The sequence below is a fragment of the Sedimentibacter hydroxybenzoicus DSM 7310 genome (assembly GCF_013403245.1).
Classification (GTDB): Bacteria; Bacillota; Clostridia; order Tissierellales; family Sedimentibacteraceae; genus Sedimentibacter; species Sedimentibacter hydroxybenzoicus.
On the sequence record NZ_JACBNQ010000029.1, the window covers coordinates 15363 to 38324 of the forward strand.

Annotated in this window: 29 protein-coding genes and 1 tRNA gene; 19 read left to right on the plus strand and 11 right to left on the minus strand. The window is 35.6% G+C overall.

The window, feature by feature from the left end:
• Positions 1-2: 2 nt before the first annotated feature.
• The 3 genes from HZF24_RS16735 to HZF24_RS16745 form a co-directional block, all read right to left on the minus strand.
• Complete coding sequence (locus HZF24_RS16735; protein WP_179239515.1) at positions 3-776, minus strand: TatD family hydrolase; 774 nt, start codon at positions 774-776, stop codon at positions 3-5.
• The gene (locus HZF24_RS16740) at positions 766-1314 is read right to left on the minus strand and encodes a hypothetical protein (RefSeq protein WP_179239516.1); all 549 of its coding nucleotides are present in this window, start codon (positions 1312-1314) and stop codon (positions 766-768) included. Before HZF24_RS16740 ends, HZF24_RS16735 begins: the two co-directional genes overlap by 11 nt.
• 70 nt (positions 1315-1384) lie before the next feature.
• On the minus strand, positions 1385-1732 hold the full coding sequence (locus HZF24_RS16745; RefSeq protein ID WP_179239517.1) for a PadR family transcriptional regulator: 348 nt from the start codon (positions 1730-1732) through the stop codon (positions 1385-1387).
• Between the two features lie 260 nt (positions 1733-1992).
• Between HZF24_RS16745 and HZF24_RS16750 the strand changes: the two genes are divergently transcribed.
• From HZF24_RS16750 to HZF24_RS16760, 3 genes are read left to right on the plus strand one after another with little or no spacing between them, the layout of a single operon-like run.
• Complete coding sequence (locus HZF24_RS16750) at positions 1993-2469, plus strand: complex I 24 kDa subunit family protein (RefSeq protein ID WP_179239518.1); 477 nt, start codon at positions 1993-1995, stop codon at positions 2467-2469.
• A complete protein-coding gene (locus HZF24_RS16755) occupies positions 2469-4352 on the plus strand; it encodes an NADH-quinone oxidoreductase subunit NuoF (protein WP_179239519.1) in 1884 nt (627 codons plus the stop codon). Before HZF24_RS16750 ends, HZF24_RS16755 begins: the two co-directional genes overlap by 1 nt.
• A 2-nt stretch (positions 4353-4354) precedes the next feature.
• Positions 4355-6046, plus strand: a complete 1692-nt coding sequence (locus tag HZF24_RS16760) for a [FeFe] hydrogenase, group A (RefSeq protein WP_179239520.1) — start codon at positions 4355-4357, stop codon at positions 6044-6046.
• A 178-nt stretch (positions 6047-6224) separates the two neighbouring features.
• Here HZF24_RS16760 and HZF24_RS16765 read toward each other — a convergent pair whose 3' ends face one another.
• The 3 genes from HZF24_RS16765 to HZF24_RS16775 all read right to left on the minus strand — a co-directional run bounded on the left by HZF24_RS16765 (position 6225) and on the right by HZF24_RS16775 (position 8422).
• Positions 6225-6764: a helix-turn-helix domain-containing protein gene (locus HZF24_RS16765; RefSeq protein ID WP_179239521.1), complete on the minus strand. Its 540-nt coding sequence runs from the start codon at positions 6762-6764 to the stop codon at positions 6225-6227.
• 97 nt (positions 6765-6861) lie between these two features.
• Complete coding sequence (locus tag HZF24_RS16770) at positions 6862-7680, minus strand: ABC transporter permease (RefSeq protein WP_179239522.1); 819 nt, start codon at positions 7678-7680, stop codon at positions 6862-6864.
• Complete coding sequence (locus HZF24_RS16775) at positions 7664-8422, minus strand: ABC transporter ATP-binding protein (RefSeq protein ID WP_407695760.1); 759 nt, start codon at positions 8420-8422, stop codon at positions 7664-7666. Before HZF24_RS16775 ends, HZF24_RS16770 begins: the two co-directional genes overlap by 17 nt.
• 151 nt (positions 8423-8573) lie before the next feature.
• Here HZF24_RS16775 and HZF24_RS16780 point away from each other — a divergent pair, with 151 nt between their 5' ends.
• Complete coding sequence (locus HZF24_RS16780) at positions 8574-8738, plus strand: hypothetical protein (protein ID WP_179239524.1); 165 nt, start codon at positions 8574-8576, stop codon at positions 8736-8738.
• Between the two features lie 180 nt (positions 8739-8918).
• On the opposite strand, the gene gltX is transcribed toward HZF24_RS16780, so the two are convergent.
• Both gltX and HZF24_RS16790 read right to left on the minus strand, forming a co-directional pair.
• Complete coding sequence (gltX, locus tag HZF24_RS16785) at positions 8919-10559, minus strand: glutamate--tRNA ligase (protein WP_179239525.1); 1641 nt, start codon at positions 10557-10559, stop codon at positions 8919-8921.
• 144 nt (positions 10560-10703) lie between these two features.
• Positions 10704-10778, minus strand: a tRNA-Glu gene (locus HZF24_RS16790).
• Positions 10779-10966: 188 nt separating this feature from the next.
• Here HZF24_RS16790 and HZF24_RS16795 point away from each other — a divergent pair.
• From HZF24_RS16795 to HZF24_RS16825, 7 genes are read left to right on the plus strand one after another with little or no spacing between them, the layout of a single operon-like run.
• Positions 10967-11941, plus strand: coding sequence for a metal ABC transporter substrate-binding protein (locus HZF24_RS16795; RefSeq protein ID WP_179239526.1), 975 nt, complete (start codon positions 10967-10969; stop codon positions 11939-11941).
• Positions 11942-11953: 12 nt separating this feature from the next.
• The gene (locus tag HZF24_RS16800) at positions 11954-12628 is read left to right on the plus strand and encodes a metal ABC transporter ATP-binding protein (RefSeq protein WP_179239527.1); all 675 of its coding nucleotides are present in this window, start codon (positions 11954-11956) and stop codon (positions 12626-12628) included.
• 1 nt (position 12629) lies between these two features.
• Positions 12630-13457 (plus strand): metal ABC transporter permease, encoded by an 828-nt coding sequence (locus HZF24_RS16805; RefSeq protein WP_179239528.1) that lies wholly within the window; start codon positions 12630-12632, stop codon positions 13455-13457.
• 46 nt (positions 13458-13503) lie between these two features.
• Positions 13504-13920, plus strand: coding sequence for a Fur family transcriptional regulator (locus HZF24_RS16810; RefSeq protein ID WP_179239529.1), 417 nt, complete (start codon positions 13504-13506; stop codon positions 13918-13920).
• 36 nt (positions 13921-13956) lie between these two features.
• Positions 13957-14889, plus strand: a complete 933-nt coding sequence (locus tag HZF24_RS16815) for a CobW family GTP-binding protein (RefSeq protein WP_179239530.1) — start codon at positions 13957-13959, stop codon at positions 14887-14889.
• Positions 14889-16475 carry a permease gene (locus tag HZF24_RS16820; RefSeq protein ID WP_179239531.1) on the plus strand — a complete coding sequence of 529 codons (1587 nt, stop codon included), beginning with the start codon at positions 14889-14891 and terminating at the stop codon, positions 16473-16475. The genes HZF24_RS16815 and HZF24_RS16820 overlap by 1 nt, the downstream gene beginning before the upstream one ends.
• Before the next feature lies 1 nt (position 16476).
• Positions 16477-17355, plus strand: coding sequence for a TIGR03943 family putative permease subunit (locus HZF24_RS16825; RefSeq protein WP_179239532.1), 879 nt, complete (start codon positions 16477-16479; stop codon positions 17353-17355).
• Positions 17356-17439: 84 nt separating this feature from the next.
• On the opposite strand, the gene HZF24_RS19295 is transcribed toward HZF24_RS16825, so the two are convergent.
• Together HZF24_RS19295 and HZF24_RS16835 are read right to left on the minus strand one after the other, a co-directional pair.
• Entirely contained in the window at positions 17440-17559 is a 120-nt protein-coding gene (locus HZF24_RS19295; RefSeq protein WP_179239533.1) for a YibE/F family protein, read from the minus strand.
• A gap of 174 nt (positions 17560-17733) precedes the next feature.
• Positions 17734-18069 (minus strand): GNAT family N-acetyltransferase, encoded by a 336-nt coding sequence (locus HZF24_RS16835; protein ID WP_179239534.1) that lies wholly within the window; start codon positions 18067-18069, stop codon positions 17734-17736.
• A gap of 204 nt (positions 18070-18273) precedes the next feature.
• Here HZF24_RS16835 and HZF24_RS16840 point away from each other — a divergent pair, with 204 nt between their 5' ends.
• From HZF24_RS16840 to HZF24_RS16870, 7 genes are all read left to right on the plus strand, one after another.
• Positions 18274-18471 carry a helix-turn-helix domain-containing protein gene (locus tag HZF24_RS16840; RefSeq protein WP_179239535.1) on the plus strand — a complete coding sequence of 66 codons (198 nt, stop codon included), beginning with the start codon at positions 18274-18276 and terminating at the stop codon, positions 18469-18471.
• A 117-nt stretch (positions 18472-18588) separates the two neighbouring features.
• A complete protein-coding gene (locus tag HZF24_RS16845; protein WP_179239536.1) occupies positions 18589-18834 on the plus strand; it encodes a TM1266 family iron-only hydrogenase system putative regulator in 246 nt (81 codons plus the stop codon).
• A gap of 17 nt (positions 18835-18851) precedes the next feature.
• Positions 18852-19823: an ABC transporter substrate-binding protein gene (locus HZF24_RS16850; RefSeq protein ID WP_179239537.1), complete on the plus strand. Its 972-nt coding sequence runs from the start codon at positions 18852-18854 to the stop codon at positions 19821-19823.
• A gap of 55 nt (positions 19824-19878) precedes the next feature.
• Positions 19879-20544 carry an ABC transporter permease gene (locus HZF24_RS16855; RefSeq protein WP_179239538.1) on the plus strand — a complete coding sequence of 222 codons (666 nt, stop codon included), beginning with the start codon at positions 19879-19881 and terminating at the stop codon, positions 20542-20544.
• Positions 20537-21208: an ABC transporter ATP-binding protein gene (locus HZF24_RS16860; RefSeq protein WP_218835326.1), complete on the plus strand. Its 672-nt coding sequence runs from the start codon at positions 20537-20539 to the stop codon at positions 21206-21208. Before HZF24_RS16855 ends, HZF24_RS16860 begins: the two co-directional genes overlap by 8 nt.
• 479 nt (positions 21209-21687) lie before the next feature.
• On the plus strand, positions 21688-21837 hold the full coding sequence (locus HZF24_RS16865; RefSeq protein ID WP_179239539.1) for a hypothetical protein: 150 nt from the start codon (positions 21688-21690) through the stop codon (positions 21835-21837).
• A gap of 5 nt (positions 21838-21842) precedes the next feature.
• Positions 21843-22127 (plus strand): hypothetical protein, encoded by a 285-nt coding sequence (locus tag HZF24_RS16870; protein WP_179239540.1) that lies wholly within the window; start codon positions 21843-21845, stop codon positions 22125-22127.
• Between the two features lie 81 nt (positions 22128-22208).
• Here the strand turns inward: HZF24_RS16870 and HZF24_RS16875 are convergent, their stop codons facing one another.
• Entirely contained in the window at positions 22209-22487 is a 279-nt protein-coding gene (locus tag HZF24_RS16875) for a hypothetical protein (protein WP_179239541.1), read from the minus strand.
• A gap of 164 nt (positions 22488-22651) precedes the next feature.
• Here HZF24_RS16875 and HZF24_RS16880 point away from each other — a divergent pair, with 164 nt between their 5' ends.
• A complete protein-coding gene (locus HZF24_RS16880) occupies positions 22652-22849 on the plus strand; it encodes a DUF378 domain-containing protein (protein WP_179239542.1) in 198 nt (65 codons plus the stop codon).
• Positions 22850-22962: the final 113 nt, after the last annotated feature.

Sequence of the window (22962 nt, forward strand, 5' to 3'; positions counted from 1 at the left end):
TCCTATAAACAAAATAATTTTTTAAAATTTTGGTTGGTGCTTTCTATAATCACATCCAAGGATACATTTCTGATATTTGCAATCTCTTCTGCTACATATCTTACGAATTTCGGTTCATTTCTTTTTCCTCTGTATGGCTCAGGTGTTAAATATGGCGAATCTGTTTCAATAAGTAATTTGTCAAGAGGAATTTCTTTGGCAACCATTTTTGGAGTTTTAGCTTTTTTAAATGTAACAGGACCTGCCAGTGAAATATAGAAACCTAATTTAATGAATTCTTTTGCCATTTCAACACTTCCTGAATAGCAGTGCAAGACACCTCTTGTGTTTGACTTTGCTTCTTCCTTCATTATTTTAAAGAGATCCTCATGAGCATCTCTATCATGTACTATGTAGGGCATATCTAATTCATTTGCAAGCTTTATCTGTTCCCTGAACCATTTTTTCTGGGTTTCTCTGTCTGAATTGTCGTAATAGTAGTCCAGACCTATTTCCCCGATAGCAATAACCTTTTTGTTTTTGGACAATTCTTTAAACACATTCATTGTTTCGTCATTCATATATTTAGAATCATGAGGATGACATCCTACCGCAGCATATATAAACGAATATTCATCCGCTATCTTCACAGCTTTTTTTGATGTTGCCAAGTCAGCTCCCGGATTCAGAATCAATTCAATTCCATCATCCTTCAATTTATTGATTATTTCTGTTCTGTCACTATCAAATCTATCATCATCAAGATGAGCATGACTGTCAATTAATTTATTTTCCACTTTTCTTTTCCTTCTTTTTTGTATTTCTGTATTCCTTTACTGTTTCTTTAAATACATTTAATAATTCATCGTCTTTATTGATTATAATATCTGCCGATGCATCTCTCGACGTTATTGTATGTAGTATTTTTACAATTACCATACCCTTTTCATTGGGCTTATGGTAATTAACGTTTTTTATGCTCTCCCACTTTATTAACCCGCCTCTTTTATGTATGCCTAAGGTTGATACAAAGGTTTTTTTTGTTAAGGGGATGTATAAACCAATCATCAACAAGGGCAAGATTATCATTGTAAAAATTGATTCCATACCAAATTTTTCATCGGAATTTATCATTCCTACTATCATAAATGTTGTCATAGCCAAAATAAAAATTATTAATATGTTGCTGAATGTCTGTCTCTTTTTATCATCATCCTTCAATTGGAACAATATCTTCATATTTTGTTTCTTATAATTCATATTATTTCTGAAATTTACAAATATAAAATATATTACTAAAATAAATAAAATGGGATAAATAATCTGTTGAGCCATATTTATATCCTTTCTCTTTTTGTTTTGTTAGTATTTTAGCATATTAATGTTAAATATTCAAGGAATATGGTCATATATTAATAGATCCAGCTTCCTTTCCTATAATCATGTCAACCTTTGAAACAAACTCTGCCCACTCTTTCTTCTTAGCGTATAAATAAGCTTTTCCTTTTTTCGTAATTTTATAGTATTTTCTTACCCTGTTATTTTCCATCTTGTAGCTTTTTGAAAAAATCATTTCTTCTTCTTCAAGGTCGTGCAGTATAGGATAAAGAGTTCCTTCCTTAATCACAAAGGCTCCATATGATTTTGCTTCCAGTTCCTTAATAATTTCATATCCGTACTTGTTACCCGTGTCTATTATTGCTAAAATCAGCATTCTTGTATTGCCTCTCATTAAATTATTATCAATTTTCATCACTTCCTCCTGATAGTAAAATAAACAATCCACCTTATACATATGTTATCTATGTTTATATCTTACATAGATTATATATGTATGTCAATACTTTTAGTTAAAATAATATCAAGGAAATCGTATTTGTACTTTTGTAAATATGTTAAACCCATATTTAATGTTTAGTTTAAATGTTTTATTTTATGCTGTTGTATTCGATATGCAACGTTTGTTATATTATTATCAAATAATATAGAATATCTTAAGAGAGGGAGGATGTTATGTTATCAGCAATAAAAGAAAAGGTGGACAGCATATTAACTAATCATAAATACGAAAAAAAAGAACTCATCACAATTATTCAGGAAATTCAAAAAGAGTACAATTATTTACCCGAAGATGCCTTGACTTACATGGCCGATTGTCTGGATATCAGTCATTCAAAAATCTATGGCGTTGCCACCTTCTATGAAAACTTCTCACTTGAAGCAAAAGGCAAAAATATTATTAAAATTTGCGACGGTACGGCTTGTCATGTGAGAAAATCAGTTCCTATTCTTAATGCAATCTATAAAGAGCTTGGATTATCTGACAAGAAAAAAACTACGGATGATTTATTGTTCACTGTTGAAACAGTTTCATGCTTAGGGGCATGCGGGTTAGCTCCTGTTATTACGATAAATGACCATGTTCATCCTAAAATGACGCCTGAATCTACTATTGAACTTTTAAAGGCAATGAAAAGGGAGGAAGAATAATGTTTGTAAAATCATATTACGATTTATCATCATATGCAGATACTTTTAAAAACTCCTTAGACAAGCAGAAGGTTAAAGTATTGATATGTGCCGGTACCGGCTGTGTTGCAAGCGGTTCCCTGAAATTGTATAACGAATTTGTAAGGTTGGTTAAAGAGAACGGAATTTTATGCGATGTTGATTTACTGAAGGAAGAAGAAGGAATCAGCGTCAAAAAAAGCGGATGCCACGGCTTTTGCGAAGCAGGACCCTTAGTGCGGATTGAGCCCTACAACTATTTATACCTAAGGGTAAAATTAGAAGACTGTGAGGATATATTCAATAGCACCATCTTAAAAGGAGAACCGATTGAAAGGTTGATGTATAAAGACAGCGACAAGATATATAAAACACAAGAGGAAATACCTTTTTATCAGAAACAAACGAGGTTGGTGTTGGAAAACTGTGGTCATATGGATGCTGAAAATATTCAGGAATATATAGGCAGAGGCGGATATATGGCTCTTTCTAAAGTATTGAGCTCCAATGCTATGGAACCAAAAGAAGTATGTAAGCTGATACAGGATTCCGGACTTAAAGGAAGAGGCGGCGGAGGTTATCTTGCAGGAAAAAAGTGGAGTCAGGTTTTATCACAGGATAATCCCACCAAGTATGTGGTATGTAATGGCGACGAAGGAGACCCGGGAGCTTTTATGGACAGAAGCATCATGGAAGGCGATCCTCACAAGATTATAGAAGGTATGATAATCGCCGGATACGCAACGGGAGCTCATTCAGGTTATATATACGTCAGAGCGGAATATCCTTTGGCAGTTGAGCGATTAAAAATAGCCATCAATCAGGCTGAAGGTGTTGGCTTGTTAGGAAAAAATATATTAAATTCAGGATTTGATTTTGACCTTCGAATCAATAAAGGAGCCGGTGCATTTGTTTGCGGAGAAGGAAGCGCACTTACAGCTTCTATCGAAGGCGAAAGAGGCATGCCGAGAGTAAAGCCGCCAAGAACTGTAGAACAAGGTCTGTTTGGATGCCCTACGGTTTTAAATAACGTAGAGACCTTTGCCAACGTTCCTTTGATTATAAACATAGGAGCTGACGAGTATAAAAAATACGGCACTAAAGACAGCCCCGGTACAAAAGCATTTGCACTTACCGGTAATGTTGTTAACACCGGTCTTATTGAAGTTCCAATGGGAACAACAATTCGACAAGTTATATTTGATATAGGAGGCGGCATCCCTGACGGCAAAAAATTTAAAGCAGTTCAAATAGGCGGGCCATCCGGAGGGTGTTTAACTTTTGATGAAAAACATTTAGATATACCGCTCAGCTTTGACTCGTTAAAGAAAGTCGGAGCAATGATCGGTTCAGGCGGCATGGTTGTCATGAATGAAGATACATGCATGGTAGAAGTTGCAAGATTCTTTATGAACTTTACTCAAAGAGAATCCTGCGGTAAATGCATACCTTGCAGAGAAGGTACTAAGAGAATGCTTGAAATATTGGAAAAAATAATAAATGGAAGCGGTACTCTCGAAGATTTGTCATTATTAAAAGAAATTGCCGACACTGTTAAAAATACATCCCTTTGCGGTTTGGGCAAGACTGCGGCCAATCCGATATTAAGCACATTAGAATATTTTTATGACGAATATCTTGCTCACGTTGTGGATAAAAAATGTCCGTCTAAGCAATGTACCGAATTGATGGTATTGAAAATTGATGAAGAATTATGCAAGGGCTGCTCAAAATGTGCAAGAAACTGCCCTGTTAATGCCATAACCGGAAAAGTAAAGGAACCTTACATTATAGACACCGCAAAATGTATTAAATGCGGCGCATGTATAGAAGCTTGTGCCTTTAAAGCAATTAAGGAGGTATAGCAATGAGCGGAATAATGATTATAGATGGAATGAAGGTACAATTTAATAACCAAAAGAATATTTTAAGTCTTATACGAGACTCCGGTATTGACCTGCCTACATTTTGCTATCATTCAGAGCTAAGTATTTATGGTGCTTGCAGAATGTGCTCCGTAGAAACCTCCAAGGGAGAAATTATAGCAACCTGTTCCGAAAAACCCAGGGACGGATTGGAGATATATACAAATTCACCAAGAATCAGAAAATACAGAAAAATGATACTAGAGCTTTTATTAGCTAACCACGATAAGGATTGCACCTCATGTGAGCGTACAGGTAAGTGTCAGCTTCAAAAATTAGCTAAACGATACGGATTAGGAGTTAACAGATTTACTCAGTTGGCTCAGGATAACGAAGTTGATGACTCAAGTCCAAGCATAATCAGAAATCCGAATAAATGCATTAAATGCGGTGACTGTGTCATGGTTTGCGAAGAAGTACAGGGTGTTGGCGCACTCGGTTTTGTTAACAGGGGCTCTGAGGTAATAATAAAGCCTGCATTCAACAAGTCCTTAGCTGAAACTAACTGCATAAATTGCGGTCAATGTCGTATGGTCTGCCCTACGGGAGCCATTATAATTAAAAACGAAACAGAAAAACTATGGGACGCGCTATATGACAAGAGTAAAAGAGTTATTGCACAAATTGCTCCTGCAGTCAGGGTTGCATTAGGTGAAGAATTCGGTAAAAAGCCCGGAGAGGTTACAACAGGAAAAATTGTAGCAATCTTAAAAAAGCTTGGAGTTGAAGAAGTTTTCGACACATCACTTTCAGCAGACTTAACAGTTGTCGAAGAAAGCAATGAATTTTTGAAAAGATATAACAAGGGTGAAAACCTGCCCCTATTTACTTCATGTTGCCCGGGATGGGTAAAATTTGCAGAAACCAGATACCCTGAGCTTAAGGAAAATATATCATCATGCAAATCTCCTCAGCAAATGTTTGGCACAGTTTTAAGAGAGGCATACAAAGAAAAGGATGCGGAGGATTTAAGAGACACATATATTTTATCAATAATGCCGTGTACGGCTAAAAAAGCCGAGGCAGCAAGACCGGAGTTTTCTCACGACGGAGTCAGAGAGGTTGATCTGGTATTAACTACACAAGAATTATCTATTATGATAAAGGAAATAGGCATCAAATTTGATGAGGTTGAAGAAGAGGCTATGGATATGCCTTTCGGAACCGGCTCTGGGGCAGGTGTTATATTCGGAACAACCGGTGGTGTAACTGAGGCAGTTTTACGAAGGGTATTGAAAAATAAATTTGATAAAGAAGACTGTAATATTATCTTCAATAGTGTGAGAGGTTTAGATTCCGTTAAAGAAGCAATTGTAAACATCGATGGAAATGAAATAAAAATCGCTGTCGTACACGGCTTGAAGCATGCGGATAATCTTATAAAGCAAATTAAAAGCGGCGAAAAAAAATATGATTTAATAGAAGTTATGGCTTGTAACGGCGGATGTGTCGCAGGAGGCGGTCAGCCGCAGCCTAAAATGATAACAAGAGAAACAAGAGCACTGAGGTCCAAGGGTCTGTATGATATAGATAAAACAAATCAGCTAAAGGATGCAGAAGATAACTATATCGTTAAAAATATTTATAACGGACTTTTAAAAAATAAAACACATATTTTGCATACTAACCATTAACCTACCATAGTAGAGGAATGCATCAAATTTATTTGCTCGCTTTGCTCGCATAAATTTGGCATTCTGTACATTTGTCCTACCAGCCATTTTTCAGAAGAAAGACTCTGAAAAATGGGGTTAGGGCATAAATAAAAGAGAACTATCTCAACGGCAGAGAGATTAGTTCTCTTTTTTTATCTTAAAAGCTTGGAGGTACCATTGCCCATACTGACACCGATGGTACATTTCCTATATTTATATATTTATGAGGTATTGTACTGTCAAGATAAATGCTGTCACCTTCTTCAAGGTCATAAATTTTATCTTCCGATAAAACTCTTAGGCTTCCCTTAATAACTACGCCGCACTCTTCTCCGTCATGACTTATATAATCACCTATATTGTTATCACCGGGTTCAATTTCTATCCATAACATTTCAATTTGATTTTTAAGATTTGGACATAAAAGCTCATAGATTCTACTGGCGTCTTTCATCAATATTTTTTTTCTTTCATTTTTTCTGACCACTTGATTGAAATCGTCATATTCGTCAAAAAAATAATTCATAGTAACATTTAATGCTTTTGAAATTTTCCACAACGATGCAACTGACGGTCCAGTTAAATCTCTCTCAATCTGGCTTATTAAGCCCTTGCTTAGACCGGTCATAGTTGCTAACTGCTCGATACTTATCTTTTGTTTTAATCTTAATGACCTGATCTTATCCCCTAACTGCATATCCTTCTCCTTTGTTCTTTACATATCTGTTCTATATTATAAAATATTTTCAACAAACTAATTATTAGGAATATTATACAACAAAGAAAACGATTCTTCAATACTTTATTACAATTTTCTCCAACCATGATGCAAAAAAATACATAATTGCTGCAACGACTCCCAATACAAACACACCCATCATAACTAAATCAAGCTTAAATGTCTGGCTTCCGTAAAGTATCAGGTAACCGATACCTGCCTTTGAAACTAAAAACTCACCTACTATAACACCGATCCATGACAGACCTATATTGACTCTGATAACGCTCAAAATGTTAGGAATATTTGAAGGTATCACGACCTTGTTTAATACCTGAAATTTATTGGCACCCATAGTTTTTAAAAGTACTATTTTATCTTTTTCTACATTTATAAATCCCGTATATAATGTCATGGTCGTAACTATTACAGATATTGAAGCAGCAGTAGCCACTATTCCCGAAAACCCCATACCTGCCCACAAAATAATAATAGGAGCCAGAGCAGTTTTAGGCAGACTGTTTAAAATAACAATGTATGGGTCCATTATACGGGCAAGTCTTCTAAACCACCATAATAAAATTGCTGTCAATAATCCCAATATTGTTCCTGCAAAGAAACCGGCTATTGTTTCCATGGTAGATATAGATAAGTGCTTTATTAAACTTCCGTCCTCTATAAACCTGACAATTAATTTGTATATTGCACCAGGGCTGCTTGTCAAAAATACATCTATATGTTTATATCTGGCAGCCCATTCCCATATAGCGATAAAAAAAACAAAAACCAATATTTGAGTAATTCTGATGAAATAATTTTCTCTCTTTATTGATTTTAAATAATCGGAATGTTCCTTAGAAATATTAAAATCTTTTTTTTTATTCTTTTCCCGCATCCAAATCCCTCCATATCTGTCTGAAATATTCTCCGAATTCTAAAGTATTTCTGCAATTCATAGGAGTTCTGTCATCCTGACACTCTTTAAACTCAATGATGTATTCTTTTTTAATTTTTGCAGGCCTCTCTGTAAATACAATAACTCTGTCAGAAATACTTACCGCTTCGGGAATATCGTGAGTTACCAATACAGTAGATATTTTTTCTCTTCTTAATATCTGACCGACTTCATTTCCTACAGATAGACGAGTCTGATAGTCTAATGCAGAAAACGGCTCATCTAAAAGCAATAAGTCCGGCTCTATGGCTAAAGTACGCACTAAAGCGGCACGTTGCCTCATACCGCCCGAAAGCTGGCTTGGGTAATGATTTCTGAAACTATAAAGTTCATATTTTTTCAGCATATCAATAACCTTTGCTTTGTTTTCTTCTGTAACCGCATTTTTTACTTCTAATCCCAAAAGGCAGTTCTTAAAAATATTTCTCCATTCATAAAGCTGATCCTTTTGAAACATAAAACCTATACTGTTAGTATTAACTATAACCTCACCTTCTGAAGGCTTTTCAAGTTTGCCTATTAAATTTAAAACGGTTGATTTACCTGAGCCAGAAGGTCCTACTATAGATACAATCTCACCTTTTTTAACTTTCATGGACAAATTATCAATTGCCTTTGTTTCGTGATTTATTGTATGAAATCTTTTAGAGATATTTTTCAATTCGCAAATATATTCCATTATTACCTCCGACAGATGATGCAAAAGCTATTTATATTATGTTATTCAAAATCAATAAATAAGTTAATGGAATATTAAATTTTTTGTCATTATGAACGCTAGAGAAAATTGTCTTATTATTTTTAGTAAAATTAAATAATAAAATTTGCATAATATGAAAAACTATAAAAAAGGTGGTGATATTGTGATAATTGTTGATAAGCTGGTTAATAAATTGAAAATGAAAAATTCAACTAAGGAAAATCCGGGCAATGTTTATATACCAAATGAATTTGAAGTGGAAGAAAGAAAAAAAGACGTAGATGCAAATGAGAAGTAAGCAAAAAAATAGAACTAGGGTCACCTAGCTCAAACAATAATCAAACAAATATATAATAAATAGAGGGGGAATTTTTACATGTCATTATACATACAAAGTTCTATTCTTTTCAACAAGTTTATTGTTAATATTTTGTAATAATTTGTATAATCCAAACGACAGTAAAAGTTTCCCTCTTATCTATTTTATAATATTTTCAATTCTTCTTCTTACTTTTTCTTCACCCATAATTTGTTGAATCTCCCAAACGTCAGGTGATGAGCTTCTTCCAACTATTGCCAATCTGATAACCGAGCTTACATCTCCTACATGGCCTTTATACATATCCGGATTTTTCTTATAATCCTTAGGTTTAGCTGCATAGCCGTTCTCCTGTGATATTACCCTTATTTTGTCGAACCACTGGCTTTGGTCATCATTGTGGTCATAAGTATGCAAATACAGCTTAAGCAATTTTTTTGCTTCTTCGTCATTTATATTTTCAGGATAGCTGTCAACTATTTTAAAGTGTTCATCAAAGAAATAGCTTATAAAGTCAAATATCTGCTCACAGTACATCAAATCCTTACGAGGTTTATCCCCATCTCTTCCTACAGATAACAATTTAATTACTGCTTCTTTATTACTTTCTAAAATTTCTGTAATTTCTACTTTATGTCCCTTTGACCAGTTCAACAGAAATTCATATATTTCATCTGCCGGTATTTTCAACAAAACATCCTTACTGATATTATTTAATTTATCCAGGTCAAACAATGCTCCCGAATTACTCATCTTATCCAGAGAGAATTTAAAATTATCTATAGGACTATCAGGATTTTCTATTCTCCACTCCTCATAGTTGGAATTTAAAATTGTCAATAAATACTCCCTGACTGCTGCCGGGTGGTATCCCAAATCCATGTAGTATCCAAGACCTAGTTCAGGATCCTTTCTTTTTGAAAGCTTTCTTTTAGATCCGTTATCCATTTTCATCAGATGTGCGGTATGACAGTATACGGGATGCTGCCAACCGATGGCGTTAAATATTTCATAATGTATAGGGAGTGTAGAAAGCCATTCTTCCCCTCTTATAACGTGAGTAACTCTCATGAAATGGTCATCCACGACATGAGCAAAATGATACGTAGGTATGCCGTTATTTTTTAGAAGCACTGCATCCTGATAATTTTCATGGATTGAAAGTTTGCCTCTGATGGCATCTTCAATTTCAAAGATGCCTTCTTCTGTTCCATTTGACTTAACCCTGATTACAAATTCATCGCCATTATTCAAATGTATTTGAACCTCTTCTATATCTAGCTCTCTGTCCCTAGCCCATTTCCCATAGTAGCCGGTATTTACATTTGCTTCATTTTGTTGGTTTCTTATTTCTTCCAACTCTTCTTCTGTGCAAAAGCACGGATACGCTTTTCCCTGCTCCATCAAGTGTTTTGCAACACACTGATAAATTGGTCCACGATTACTCTGATAGTATGGACCATAGTTTCCTTTTTCTCCGTCTAATAATGCACCCTCATCAAAATTCAAGCCGAAATATTTCAAGGATGATATGATTATTTCAACAGATCCCTCAACCTTTCTCTTTTCGTCTGTATCCTCTATACGAAGCATGAATACGCCTCCGCTCTGACGCGCTAATCTCTCATCAACGAATGCTCCGTACAGATTACCTAAATGAATAAATCCTGTTGGACTCGGACCTAATCTCGTAACCTTTGCTCCTTCAGGCAGATTTCTTTCAGGGAACTCATTTTCATAATATGTAACAGTTTCTTTTATATTTGGAAATAACATTTCTGCAAGCTTCTTATAATCCATTTTAACCTCCGTTTGTATAAAAATTAAGGCAGATGACCCAAATTTTTAATTTGGTGTCAGTCGCTTATGCTGTATGCGAAATTTGGTGTCAGTCGCTTATATTGTAAGTGAAATAAAAAGACGGTATCCCCGTCTTTAAAATTTTGGTAACCCATAGGGGAGTCGAACCCCTGATTCCACCGTGAGAGGGTGGCGTCTTGACCACTTGACCAATGAGTCATATCATAATAATTATATAACTTTGACTTTAATTTGTCTATACTAAATATTATATCCTGAATATTTTTCTTAATAAGTTATTGACATAAAGATTGATTCAAATTATAATTAATGCAAATGCGAATCATTTGCATTAATTGTCGTATACTAAGAATCAAGTTGGAAAAATATTGGGAGGTAATTGAATAATGAAGAAATTTTACAGCATGATGCTATCAATAATTTTAATTCTATCTCTGCTTGCAGGGTGTGGAACAGCTCAGGAGCCATCTGCTTCAGATGATGATAATAATCAGAATCAGGATAAAAAACTTTCAGTATATGCCAGTTTTTATCCTATGTACGATTTTGCCTCTAAAATCGGAGGAGATAAAATTAACGCAGTAAACATGGTTCCGGACGGTACAGAACCTCACCATTGGGAGCCTACCGCCGCAGATATAGTGGGACTTCAAGAGTCGGCGGTATTTATATATAACGGAGCCGGCATGGAACATTGGGTTGAGGATGTCCTTGAATCTATACATAACGACAGCCTGATAATTGTGGAAGCTTCTGAAGGGCTATCCCTTCTGGAAGGTCATCATCATGACGATGAACATGATGAGGAAGAACACGAAGATGAAGAACATTCGCACGGTAATTTTGACCCACATGTATGGCTTGATCCGATGAATGCAAAAATAGAAATGGAAAATATCAAAAATGCTTTTGTAAAAGCCGATCCTGAAAATAAGGATTATTATGAAGCAAACTATGCAAAGTACGCAGCTGAGCTTGATACTCTGGACAAGGAGTTCACAGATACACTTAATCCTCTTCCTAACAAGGATATTATAGTAACTCATCAGGCATTCGGTTATTTATGTTCTGCATACGGACTAAATCAGGTTCCCGTAGAGGGGCTGGCACCTGATTCCGAGCCCGACCCTGCAAGAGTTGCCGAAATAATAGAATTTGCCAAAGAACACAATGTAAGGGTAATATTTTTTGAAGAACTGGTAAATCCTAAGGTGGCTGAGGTTATAGCAAATAATATCGGTGCAAAGACAGATGTTCTTAATCCTATAGAAGCACTGAGCGACGAACAAAGAAACAACGGCGATGATTATTTTGCCGTTATGCGTCAAAATCTGGAGTCACTAAAGTCTGCATTAGAATAAGGAGAAAGTATAATGCCTAAGGTAATAGAAGCCGAAAACTTGAGTTTTAGCTACGGAAACGAGTCAATTTTTACAAAAATCGGCTTCTCTGTTTATAAGGGAGACTTTGTAGCTGTTATCGGTTCAAACGGAACCGGAAAAAGTACCCTGATGCGCATAATACTCGGTGAGCTTACACCCACAGGCGGGAGCATCAGAATTTTAAATCAAGATGTAGAAAAATTTGGAGACTGGCCGAAAATCGGTTATTTACCCCAGTCAGGACTGCAATCTGCCGACAGTTTTCCTGCCACAGCAGAAGAAATTGTAATGGCGAATCTTTTTTCTCAAATCGGGCTGCTTCGCTTTCCTAAAAAGAAACACCGGGATAAAGTGCATCAAGCACTGGAGCTCGTAGGAATGGATGCGTATTCTAAACGTATGATCAGTGAGCTTTCCGGCGGACAGCGTCAGCGTGTCATGCTTGCACGGGTATTGGTGAGCGATCCTGAAATAATGATTCTGGATGAGCCTACCACGGGAGTGGATGCCGGAACAGTAAAGTCGCTCTATGAACTGCTGTCTTCTTTAAATCGCGAAACAGGAATAACGATAGTTATGGTCACTCACGATATAGGCAGAGCATCCGGATATGTATCGCGCATTTTGAGCTTGGAAGAAGGCTCCCTCGAAGAAAGGAATGATTAATATGACATCAATTCTGGAATATGACTTTATGAGACGAGCATTTGTTGTGGGAATACTTCTTGCTTTCATTATTCCATGCGTAGGTATAATAGTAGTATTGAAACGTCTGTCCATGATTGGAGATGCACTTTCTCATACATCCCTGGCCGGTGTTGCAGCAGGTCTTGTAATGAGCATAAACCCCATACTGGGTTCTATAATTGCCTGCATAATTGCAGCATTGGGAATAGAAATCATACGCAAGAAAATTCCCAAGTACGCCGAGATGTCCATAGCAATTATAATGTCGGCAGGCGTGGGACTTGCGGGTGTTTTATCGGGATTTGTGAAAAACTCGGCTAATTTCAACAGCTTCCTGTTTGGAAGTATCGTTGCCATAAGCAATTTTGAAATGCTGCTGGTTATACTCATAAGCTGTACAGTTATGTTAATTTTTTTCTTTCTGTATAAAGAGCTTTTTTATATTGCCTTGGATGAACGTGCAGCTCGTCTGGCAGGAATTCCCGTAAAAACCGTAAACTTCGTTTTTACCATACTTACTGCCGTAACTGTGTCCGTTGCTGCCCGTACTGTTGGCGCTCTGATAGTATCATCCTTAATGGTAATTCCTGTTGCATGTGCCATGCAATTCGGAAAGAGCTACAAGCAAACCGTTATTTATTCTGTTTGTTTTGCTGTTTTTTTCATGGTTGCAGGATTATACATCTCATATTATCAACGTCTGAAGCCCGGAGGAACAATCGTCCTCATAGGTGTTATATGCCTTATATTGATATTAATCATTAAGAGTATCACTGCGAGTATTATGTTGACAAAAGACAAACCATGATTATATGATAAATGAAATTACAGAGTGTACAGAGGGAGTGATATAATTGAACAATAAACGAGAAAAGCTGCTTGAAGGAATAAAAAAAACCAAGACCCGGGAAGCCGTGCTGTCAGTTCTGGAGCATGCAGAAAAACCATTGAGTGCAATGGATATATGCATGGAGATCGAAAAAACCGGAGAAAACATATGGCTCTCGACAGTTTACCGTATATTGGAACTGTTTATTAAAAAAGATATAGTTAATAAAATTTCAGTCATGAACAACGAAATGGCTGTTTATGAACTGAACCGTTTTATTCACAAGCATTATGCCGTATGTATGGATTGCCATAAAATTATTCCAATGAACAATTGTCCTATGGAAAAATTTGTTCCTAAGATTGAAGATAATGAATTTCATGTTATTGGTCATAATGTTGAAGTTTACGGTATATGCAGGGACTGTTACCGTAAAAAATAATACAGCCGATGAATCAAATTACGAAGGGGACCAACTATGACTGCAGAAATATATATAATTTCAGGTTTCTTAGGAGCCGGTAAAACCACCTTGATAAGGAAACTGATTGGCGAAGCTTTTCAAAATAGCAATGTTGCTCTTATCGAAAATGATTTTGGAGATATAAGCGTAGATGCTGCACTGATGAAGGACACCAACATAGAGATAAGAGAAATGAACTCAGGATGTATCTGCTGCAGCATCTCCGGTGACTTTGTAAATTCTGTCAGAGATTTGTTAGAAAAATTTTGCCCTGATAAAATTATTATTGAACCTTCCGGGGTCGGAAAACTGTCTGATATATACAAGTACTGTCTGGATCGCAGAATCCGGGAATTAGCAAAAGTAAAAGCGAAAATTTCGGTTGTGGATGTAAGATACTGCAAGAAATATCTGGATAATTTCGGAGAGTTTTTTCAGGATCAAATAGAAAACGCAGACACTGTTCTTCTAAGCAGAACAAATGAGTATCCTGACAAAATTGAAGGGGCATCAGAATTGATAAATAATTTGAATACAAAAGCCCCTATATTGTCAAAGGCCTGGAATGATATACAATTTGACGAACTTATGCCTTCATCCCGCAGACGTCCGGATTATAAAGCTCTTGGCGGATGCAGAGTATCTAAACATAAACATGAACATAAACATTCTGCCGATGAAATATTTGATACAATAACTATACGAACAAAACGAACTTTTACCTATGAAGAGCTGACAAAATTTATTGAAGAAATATACATGCGGTATGGTGAAAAAATATTGCGCATAAAGGGTATTTTGCGCAGCACAGACGGAAATTTAAATTTACAGTATGTTCCCGGTGACATGAACATAACAGCATGCAGCACTACCGGAGATATGCTGTGCATCATAGGACACGGACTAAACCGTCAGGATATTATATCTGTGTTTAACGGTGGTCTGTAATGAGCCTTGAAACTAAATTGCCCGTATATGTCGTAACAGGCTTTTTAGATGCGGGAAAGACAACTTTCATAAACAATCTGTTGAACCGCGCGGATTGGAGTGATTCATATATATTAATTGTACGATTTGAAACCGGAGATGCGGAATTTTGCAGCACAAATGAAAACTTTACCTATCTTTCCTTTATGAAAAAGGAACTGGAACAGAATCCGGGCATGATTGAGGACAAACTCCTTGAGACTATAGTCCAAAACTCGTTTGATGAAATATGGATTGAATGGAACGGAACAGTTCCTTTTTCGAAGCTGCAGAACCTTCTTCTGAGTCCTTCTTTGAGAAATTTATTTACAATACACAAGGTCATTAACGTTTCAAACGGAGAGCAAATAGAAAATATTCTCGGAAAAACCGGAGAAGCCTTGCCGGAGCAAATATCGAACAGCAATATAGCTGTTGTACGAAACGCCGACTCCTCTGAGTCTTTTAAAAGAATACGTAATATTATCAGAAATATAAATCCAGATGTCCACGTATGCAGGATTAAATCCTATAAGAATATATACAAGCATCTGTTTAAGCGCGACGAACATTCCGGAACAATGTTTTTTCTGGCAATATTAGCAATATTATTTGCCCATCTTGTCATGAGACCATTTTTAGAAATGATGGGTATTCCTGTGAATACCGTTATAAATATATTTTTAGGTATTATTCTTCAGGCGCTGCCATTTTTAATGATTGGCGTCTTGCTTTCATCCTTTATACAAATTTTTGTCCCTAAGGCAACCATAAGCCGGAGATTCCCAAAATCTCCGGGTCTCGGAATACTTACAGCGATAGTCGGAGGATTCTTCCTTCCGGTGTGTGACTGTGCTTCCATTCCTATTTTCCGAAGCCTTGTGAGAAAAGGAGTTCCTGTTTCGGCTGCAGTAACATTCATGACTGTCAGTCCCATAATTAACCCTGTTGTTATATTATCTACCTATTATGCCTTCAGTGGCAATATGACAATTGTCTTGGGACGCATATGTCTTGGAATAATATCATCGGTAATTATAGGTTTTTCTTTCGAACTCATACCTCCTAAAAAAAATATTCTTAACGGAGGCGTGCTGGACGGATTGATGTGCAGCTGCGGCTGCTATGAGGATGTTGAATCCGTCACTACTCTCAAGGGAAAGCTGCTATTATTTCTGCGCCATTCGCAGGCGGAATTCTTTGATGTTGGAAAATACCTGATTATAGGGACATTTATTTCTTCTCTTTTTCAGGCAGTAAGTATAAGTGTCTTTGTTTCGGCTCAGAGTGGTACAGCTCTGGCAATATCAATGATTATTATGATGATTATGGCATTTGTGCTTTCTCTTTGCTCATCCTCAGATGCAGTGGTAGCACGAAGCTTTGCTAATCAATTCCCTGCTGGGGCACTTATGGGATTTTTGGTTTTTGGTCCCATGATGGATATTAAAAATGTAATGATGCTGTCTTCGGGCTTTTCAAAAAGCTTTATTGGCAGATTTCTGTTTACGTCATTCGTAGTTTGTTTTTTAACCGTATTTTTGTTTGCAAATTGGGGAGGAATGTAATATGCAGGCTAAAGCGTTTAATTTTCAGGTTTTTTTAGAAATATCGTGCAATATTGTCTTTGCATTGATTATAATTTATCTGCTTAAAAGCGGCAATTACCTGTATTATGTTACTCCCAGAATGGAGCCTTACCTTATATTTTCGACAATAGTTTCAGCAATCTGGGCTTTAGCAGGAATTAAAAGGCTTTTTAAGCCTCAGCATCTGATACGGTCAGCACATTGCTTTGTGCTGATGATTCCGGTTGTGCTTTTGCTTCTGCCTCACAGTGCATTGGGAATTAACGATGTTTCAACCGGTTATGCAGGTGCAGGAGCATATATGAAAAACCCTACATCCGGAAATTCTTCGATACAATCAGAATATTCTTCCGGTCAGTATTCCGACTTTACTAATGACCCTGTAGATTACAGCGGAAACACTACCTCCCCCTCGGCTCAGGAAGATTACAACTACTCATATGACATCTCACCATCTCCCTATGAGCCGGATGTAAAAAGTGGATTGGATGAAGAAAATAAAAAAATAAACATAATCAACGATGAATTTTATCCATGGATAACTGAAATATATGCCAATATGGATGGATACGAAGGATATGAAATTACCATGACAGGTTTTGTTTTTAAGGATCAGGAATATCTTAATGAAAATGAATTTGTTCCCGCAAGGCTTGCCATGGTATGCTGTGCCGCAGATCTTGCCCCTATCGGTATTTTGTGCCTATATGATAATTTATCGGAATTGGAATCGGGTCAGTGGGTTACAGTTACAGGAATACTTCACAAGGGTCAGTACAACGGACAGGATGAGCCTCAGATTACAGTAACCGGTATATCGCCTGCCGAAGAAGTGCTTGTCTATATTTTCCCATATTAAGCAGATGACCCAAATTTTATATTTGGTGTCAGTCGCTTATACTGTAAGTGAAAGCAGATGACCCAAATTTTTAAGAGACTGATACTATATGAGTAATCCTGATATGATTGCTGTAACAGGAACAGTAATTATAATTCCTATACTCCCTGCCATAGAGCGTAAAATTTCAGTTGCCACTGCTTCGCTGTTAAATAAACAATACAACTATAAAAATAAGAATATATTTTATCCACATGTTAACATATTTTTTCATCAGTTCCTCCTCAAAAATAATAGGACCTGTATATATATATTTATATATCTGAAGAAATATGTTTAATTATTTTGTAAGTTAAATTATTGCGAGAAACCCCTCTAACTATCACCCAAATCTTTTTATTATTTACAGCAATGTCCCCCAACATCTCCCTCCATGCACATCACATAATCACCGTTATCTGTTTCCTCCTGCTTATAAAAACCGATTTTTTCAAATAATTTAACTATACTCTTATCAATGCTTGCATAGGTTTTTTCCGCTCCCATGTTTACAGCTCTTCTTACAAGCATTCTGACAGCCAGCTCTCCATATGATTTTCCTCTGAATTCTTCTTTAATATTAACATTTTCAACAAAATATTTCCCATCGACAAATGCGAGCTTTCCCGTGCCTGCCAAAATGTCATCTTCGTATATTAACAAACAATTATCTTCCACCCATTTAGTTGATACCATATCTACCTCCATGCAAATTAGTCATAATAAATTATATCACTCTGAAAATAAATTGTATATACAACAAATTATATTTGACATTTTATTAACAATCTGATAATGTGTATACAGAAGTACTTCACATCCTCATGTCAGATTTTATTGTATTAATTATATGTTTTGATATAATATAATAGTAGGTAAAATAAAAATTGAGGTGATATTATGACATTAGGTGAAAAGTTAAGACAAATCAGAAAAGAAAAGGATTTAACAAAGCAAGAGCTGGGTATTGCCCTGAATGTTCCAAAAGAAAGAATAAAATTATATGAAACAAATGAAGAAAAGCCATCTGATTTTTATTTGGCAAGCTTTGCAAATTATTTTAATATTTCAAAGGATGACTTGGACCCATTTAAATAATTCATAATTAAATATTAACTGAGCTTAAGGATTGTCTGAGAGCAAGGAAAATTCAACTTATATTACTATGTCTTTTATTCCTTGCGCATGCAAGGAATTTTGTTTTGGGAGGATTTTATGGAAAACAGAATAGGTGTAGTTGGAATCATTATCGAAGATTTGACTTTTATTGCGGAAGTCAACGAAATTTTACACCAATACGGTGAAATTATTGTGGGGCGAATGGGAATACCATACAAGGAAAAAAAGGTTAATGTAATATCACTTATAGTTGACGGCACTACAGATGAAATTGGGGCTTTAACAGGCAAATTAGGAAAGTTAAAGGGATTAAGCGTAAAAAGCGCACTATCAAAAAAATAAGTGTTGGGAGATGTATTATGAAAAAAATAAGTTTATTATTGATGTTAATCACAGTATTATTAGCTGCCGGCTGCAGCAATCAGGAGCCGGTAAATACAGAACCGGTAAATGTAACAATCGCCGGTCTGAAGGGACCTACATCCATAGGCATGATTAAAATGATCGATGAGAAGGCATTAAACACGGATAAATACAATGTTAACTATGTGACTGAAAGCGCACCTGATGCCCTAACCGGAAAAATCATCAACGGCGAAATACAAATTTCTTCAGTTCCCATTAATTTGGCTCCCATCTTATACAACAAGACGGGAGGAAAGGTTCAGTTAATGGCAGTAAACACCATAGGCAATTTGTACATCGTAGGAACTGACGATATAGAATCAATCGGTGAATTGGAAGGAAAAATACTCGGCATGAGCGCCAAGGGTTCTACTCCTGATTTTGCAATGAACTATCTGTTGAATCAAAATAACATAAGTGATAAAGTAGAATTAAATTATGCAATGGATCATGCTACCATGTCTCAATCGGTAATCGCGGAAGATACAAGGGTTGCACTTCTCCCGCAGCCCTTTGTTACACAGACCATGATTAAAAACAGCAATGTAAAGATTTTAGTTGATTTAAACGAAGCATGGAAAGCTGCAACGGACAATACAAGTCAGCTATATACCGGTGCTGTGATTGTAAACAAGGACTTCGCCGAAAATAACAAAGACTTTATAGAAGAGTTCTTAAAGCAATATGAAGCGTCAGTAAATTGGGTTTTAGAAAATCAAAAGGATGCTTCCTTATTAGTGGAAAAAAATGAAATTATGCCGAGTGCAGCAGTTGTTGAAAAAGCAATACCTTATTGCGGAATCGTATATGAACCGGCACATAATGTTAAAGACGGACTGAATGAATTTTACAAAATCTTATTTGATTCTAATCCTGCTTCCGTTGGAGGTAAGCTGCCTGATGAAGGGTTCTATTTTACAGAGTAAATATAATAAAATACTTATAGCATTATTTTGGATTTTTGTGTGGGAGATATTTAGCTTGATTATAGATCAGGAGATTTACCTCCCTTCTCCTATTACGACATTTTATGCTCTGATTGATATGTTAAAAACAACCGATACTTACATAACTATTTTATACAGCACTTATAGAACTGTTGCAGGTTTTTTGATTTCCTGTGGTGCGGGAATCGTACTCGGATATTTTTGCGGAATCAATAAGCTTGTCTATGATTTATTCAATCCCCTTATAGGAATTATAAGAACAATTCCTGTTATGTCAATAATTATAATCGCAATAATGTGGTTTAAGGATACTAATGTACCAATATTTGTTGCATTTCTCATGTGCTTTCCCATCATCTGGACAAATACAATAAGCGGTATTAAATCCACGGATGTTAAACTTTTGCAGATGTGTAAGGTTTATAATATTAATAGGCTCAGAATTATAAAATCTGTTTATTTCTACTCCTCCATTCCTTATATTAAGGCAGGAATGATTTCTGCATTAGGCTTGGGATGGAAGGTAACTTCTGCTGCAGAGGTTTTAAGCCTGCCTAAATATTCCATAGGAAGATTTTTATATGATTCAAAGGTTTATCTTGAAATACCGGATTTATTTGCATGGACTTTCATAATAATTATGCTCAGCATACTGTTTGAAAAATTATTAAAAATATTTTTACGAGGTCTTTATGATTGAATTTATAAACGTTTCTAAAAAATTTAATGATTTAAAGGTTTTAAATAATTTTAATATCAGATTTGAAAAGGATAAAATCACCTGCTTGTTCGGACCTTCGGGAGTAGGTAAGACTACTATTGCCAACATAGCCGCCAATTTAACAGAAATCGATAACGGAGAGGTCAAAGTAACTGAGAATGCAGTGTATTCGTTTGTATTCCAGGAGCCGCGATTGCTTGAATGGTACAGTGTGTATGATAACATTGATTTTGTGTTAAAAAATGTTTATAATTCTGATAAAAGGGTAAATATTATCAAGGATTATATTGATATGGTTGAGTTGAAAGATTTTGAAAGCTACAAACCTAAGGAATTAAGCGGCGGTATGGCTCAAAGAGTGTCTCTGGCAAGAGCATTTGCTTATCCATCAAATGTATTGATTTTAGATGAACCGTTTAAGGGTCTCGATATGAAATTAAAACGTGAAATGATTTCACTGTTTAAAAAGCTTTGGAACGAAAGTAAAAGAACAGTTTTATTCATTACTCACGATGTGGATGAAGCGGTAACATTATCAGATTTTATTTATATTTTAAATGAAAAGCCTGCAAAAATCATTGACTATATTAATATATTAGAATATAATGATGTATCCGAGGTGAAATATCGCCTTGACATTTAGCAAAATTATACTACAATTATAGAAAATTAGTTTAGTGTTACACTAAACTAAACGGAAAGGAGAATTTTTATGGACTTTAAATTAACTGACAGCGCAAAAGAAAAGTTATCAGAATTAAAATCAAATCAACAACCTATTAAATTAGCTATAACCGGCTATTCCTGATGCGGTGCCGAATTAGGCATTGTTTCGGAGAAACAATCAGAAAATGATTTAGTTTACAGCATTGAAGGATTCGATTTAATTGTTTCTGAGGATTTAACGGGTGCAATTAGCGGAGCTGAAATTGATTATAGAAACGGAGTTTTCAAAAAGGGATTTGAAGTTGTTCCAAAATTTAAATAAAGGAGGAACAAATGAATTTTAAGATAACTGATAAAGCAAAAGAAAAATTGGTAATGATGAAGGAACATAATGTACCTATTATGTTAACTGCATACAGAGTCGGGTGAGCCGGCAAGTCATACGGAATTGCTTCGTTGGAGCAAACAGACAACGATAATATTTACGATGTTGATGGCATTGAAATTATCGTACCCAAGGACTTCGAAAGGGAATTAAAAGGTGTTAAAATAAACTACGGCGGTTTATTATTAAAAGATTTCATAGTAACACCATTTTATAAATAATCAGAATGTACAAATTATGGGCTAAAAAAATAAAAACTAACAATATAGTCAGTTCAATAGTCGTAAAAAATAAGGAAGAAATATCTCTTGATTCAAAAAGAGATAAAGCTTTCAAGGAAATATGCGCTAAATTAGATATTAGTGTACCCTTATGGCTTAAAAAGCATGACTTGGAATTTTCTCAATTTAAATATGTTACCTTCTATCCTCATGATTTCGTGGATGAAGTAGATTTTGACAAACTTGAAATTGAGTTAATTGATGACGGATTGGATAAACACAAAAATTAACGGAGGGCTATGCCCTCCATTACCTTTTACCGGTTAAACGACAACGAAGCAGTCGATTATTTTCAGCAATCTGCGTTTAAGCTAAAATCTGTTGTTGTATAATACTACCAACAACAAGAAGAACCACAACAATGTATCCATTTCAATGTCGCAATCACTTTGGCAAACTATAAGAACTAAAAGAAGGAAGAAAAATAAAAGAGATGAATTATCTCCGGTTCCTAATACCCTGTCATGTACGCACGGTTGCCTTAGCGGTCTTCTTTCTCCGCCTCTTCCGCCTATTCTGTCACAACCTTTATCACATTGAATATTTAATTCTTCTACAGCTTCAATATTTTCAGGTTTACAATTATCCATAATACCCTCCTTAACAATAACATTTTTAGTTATTATATTCACCTTGATTGTAAGTGTTAAATATTTCGTTATTTAACGTCTTTAAAGTATTTTTAAAGTTATGCATAATATAGAAATTTCTTGAAACAATATCTTTATATTAAATTTCAAGGAGGATATGACTTATGGATAAATTTGCATTAATATTAGTCATAATAGGAGCTATAAACTGGGGTTTAATAGCATTATTCAGTTTTGACCTTGTTGCTGCCATATTTGGCGGACAATTAGCGATATTCAGCCGTTTAGTTTATGGACTTGTAGGTTTAGCAGGCTTGTACTGCATAACATTATTGTTCGACGAACGCGAAAGAGTAGATTAGTAGATTAATAGAAAAAGACAATCCAAATTTGGATTGTCAGACTGCTGACAAAGTCAGCAGCAAGTAACAAAAATTACGAAAACTTAACAGAGAAACAGTTGGAAAACCAACAG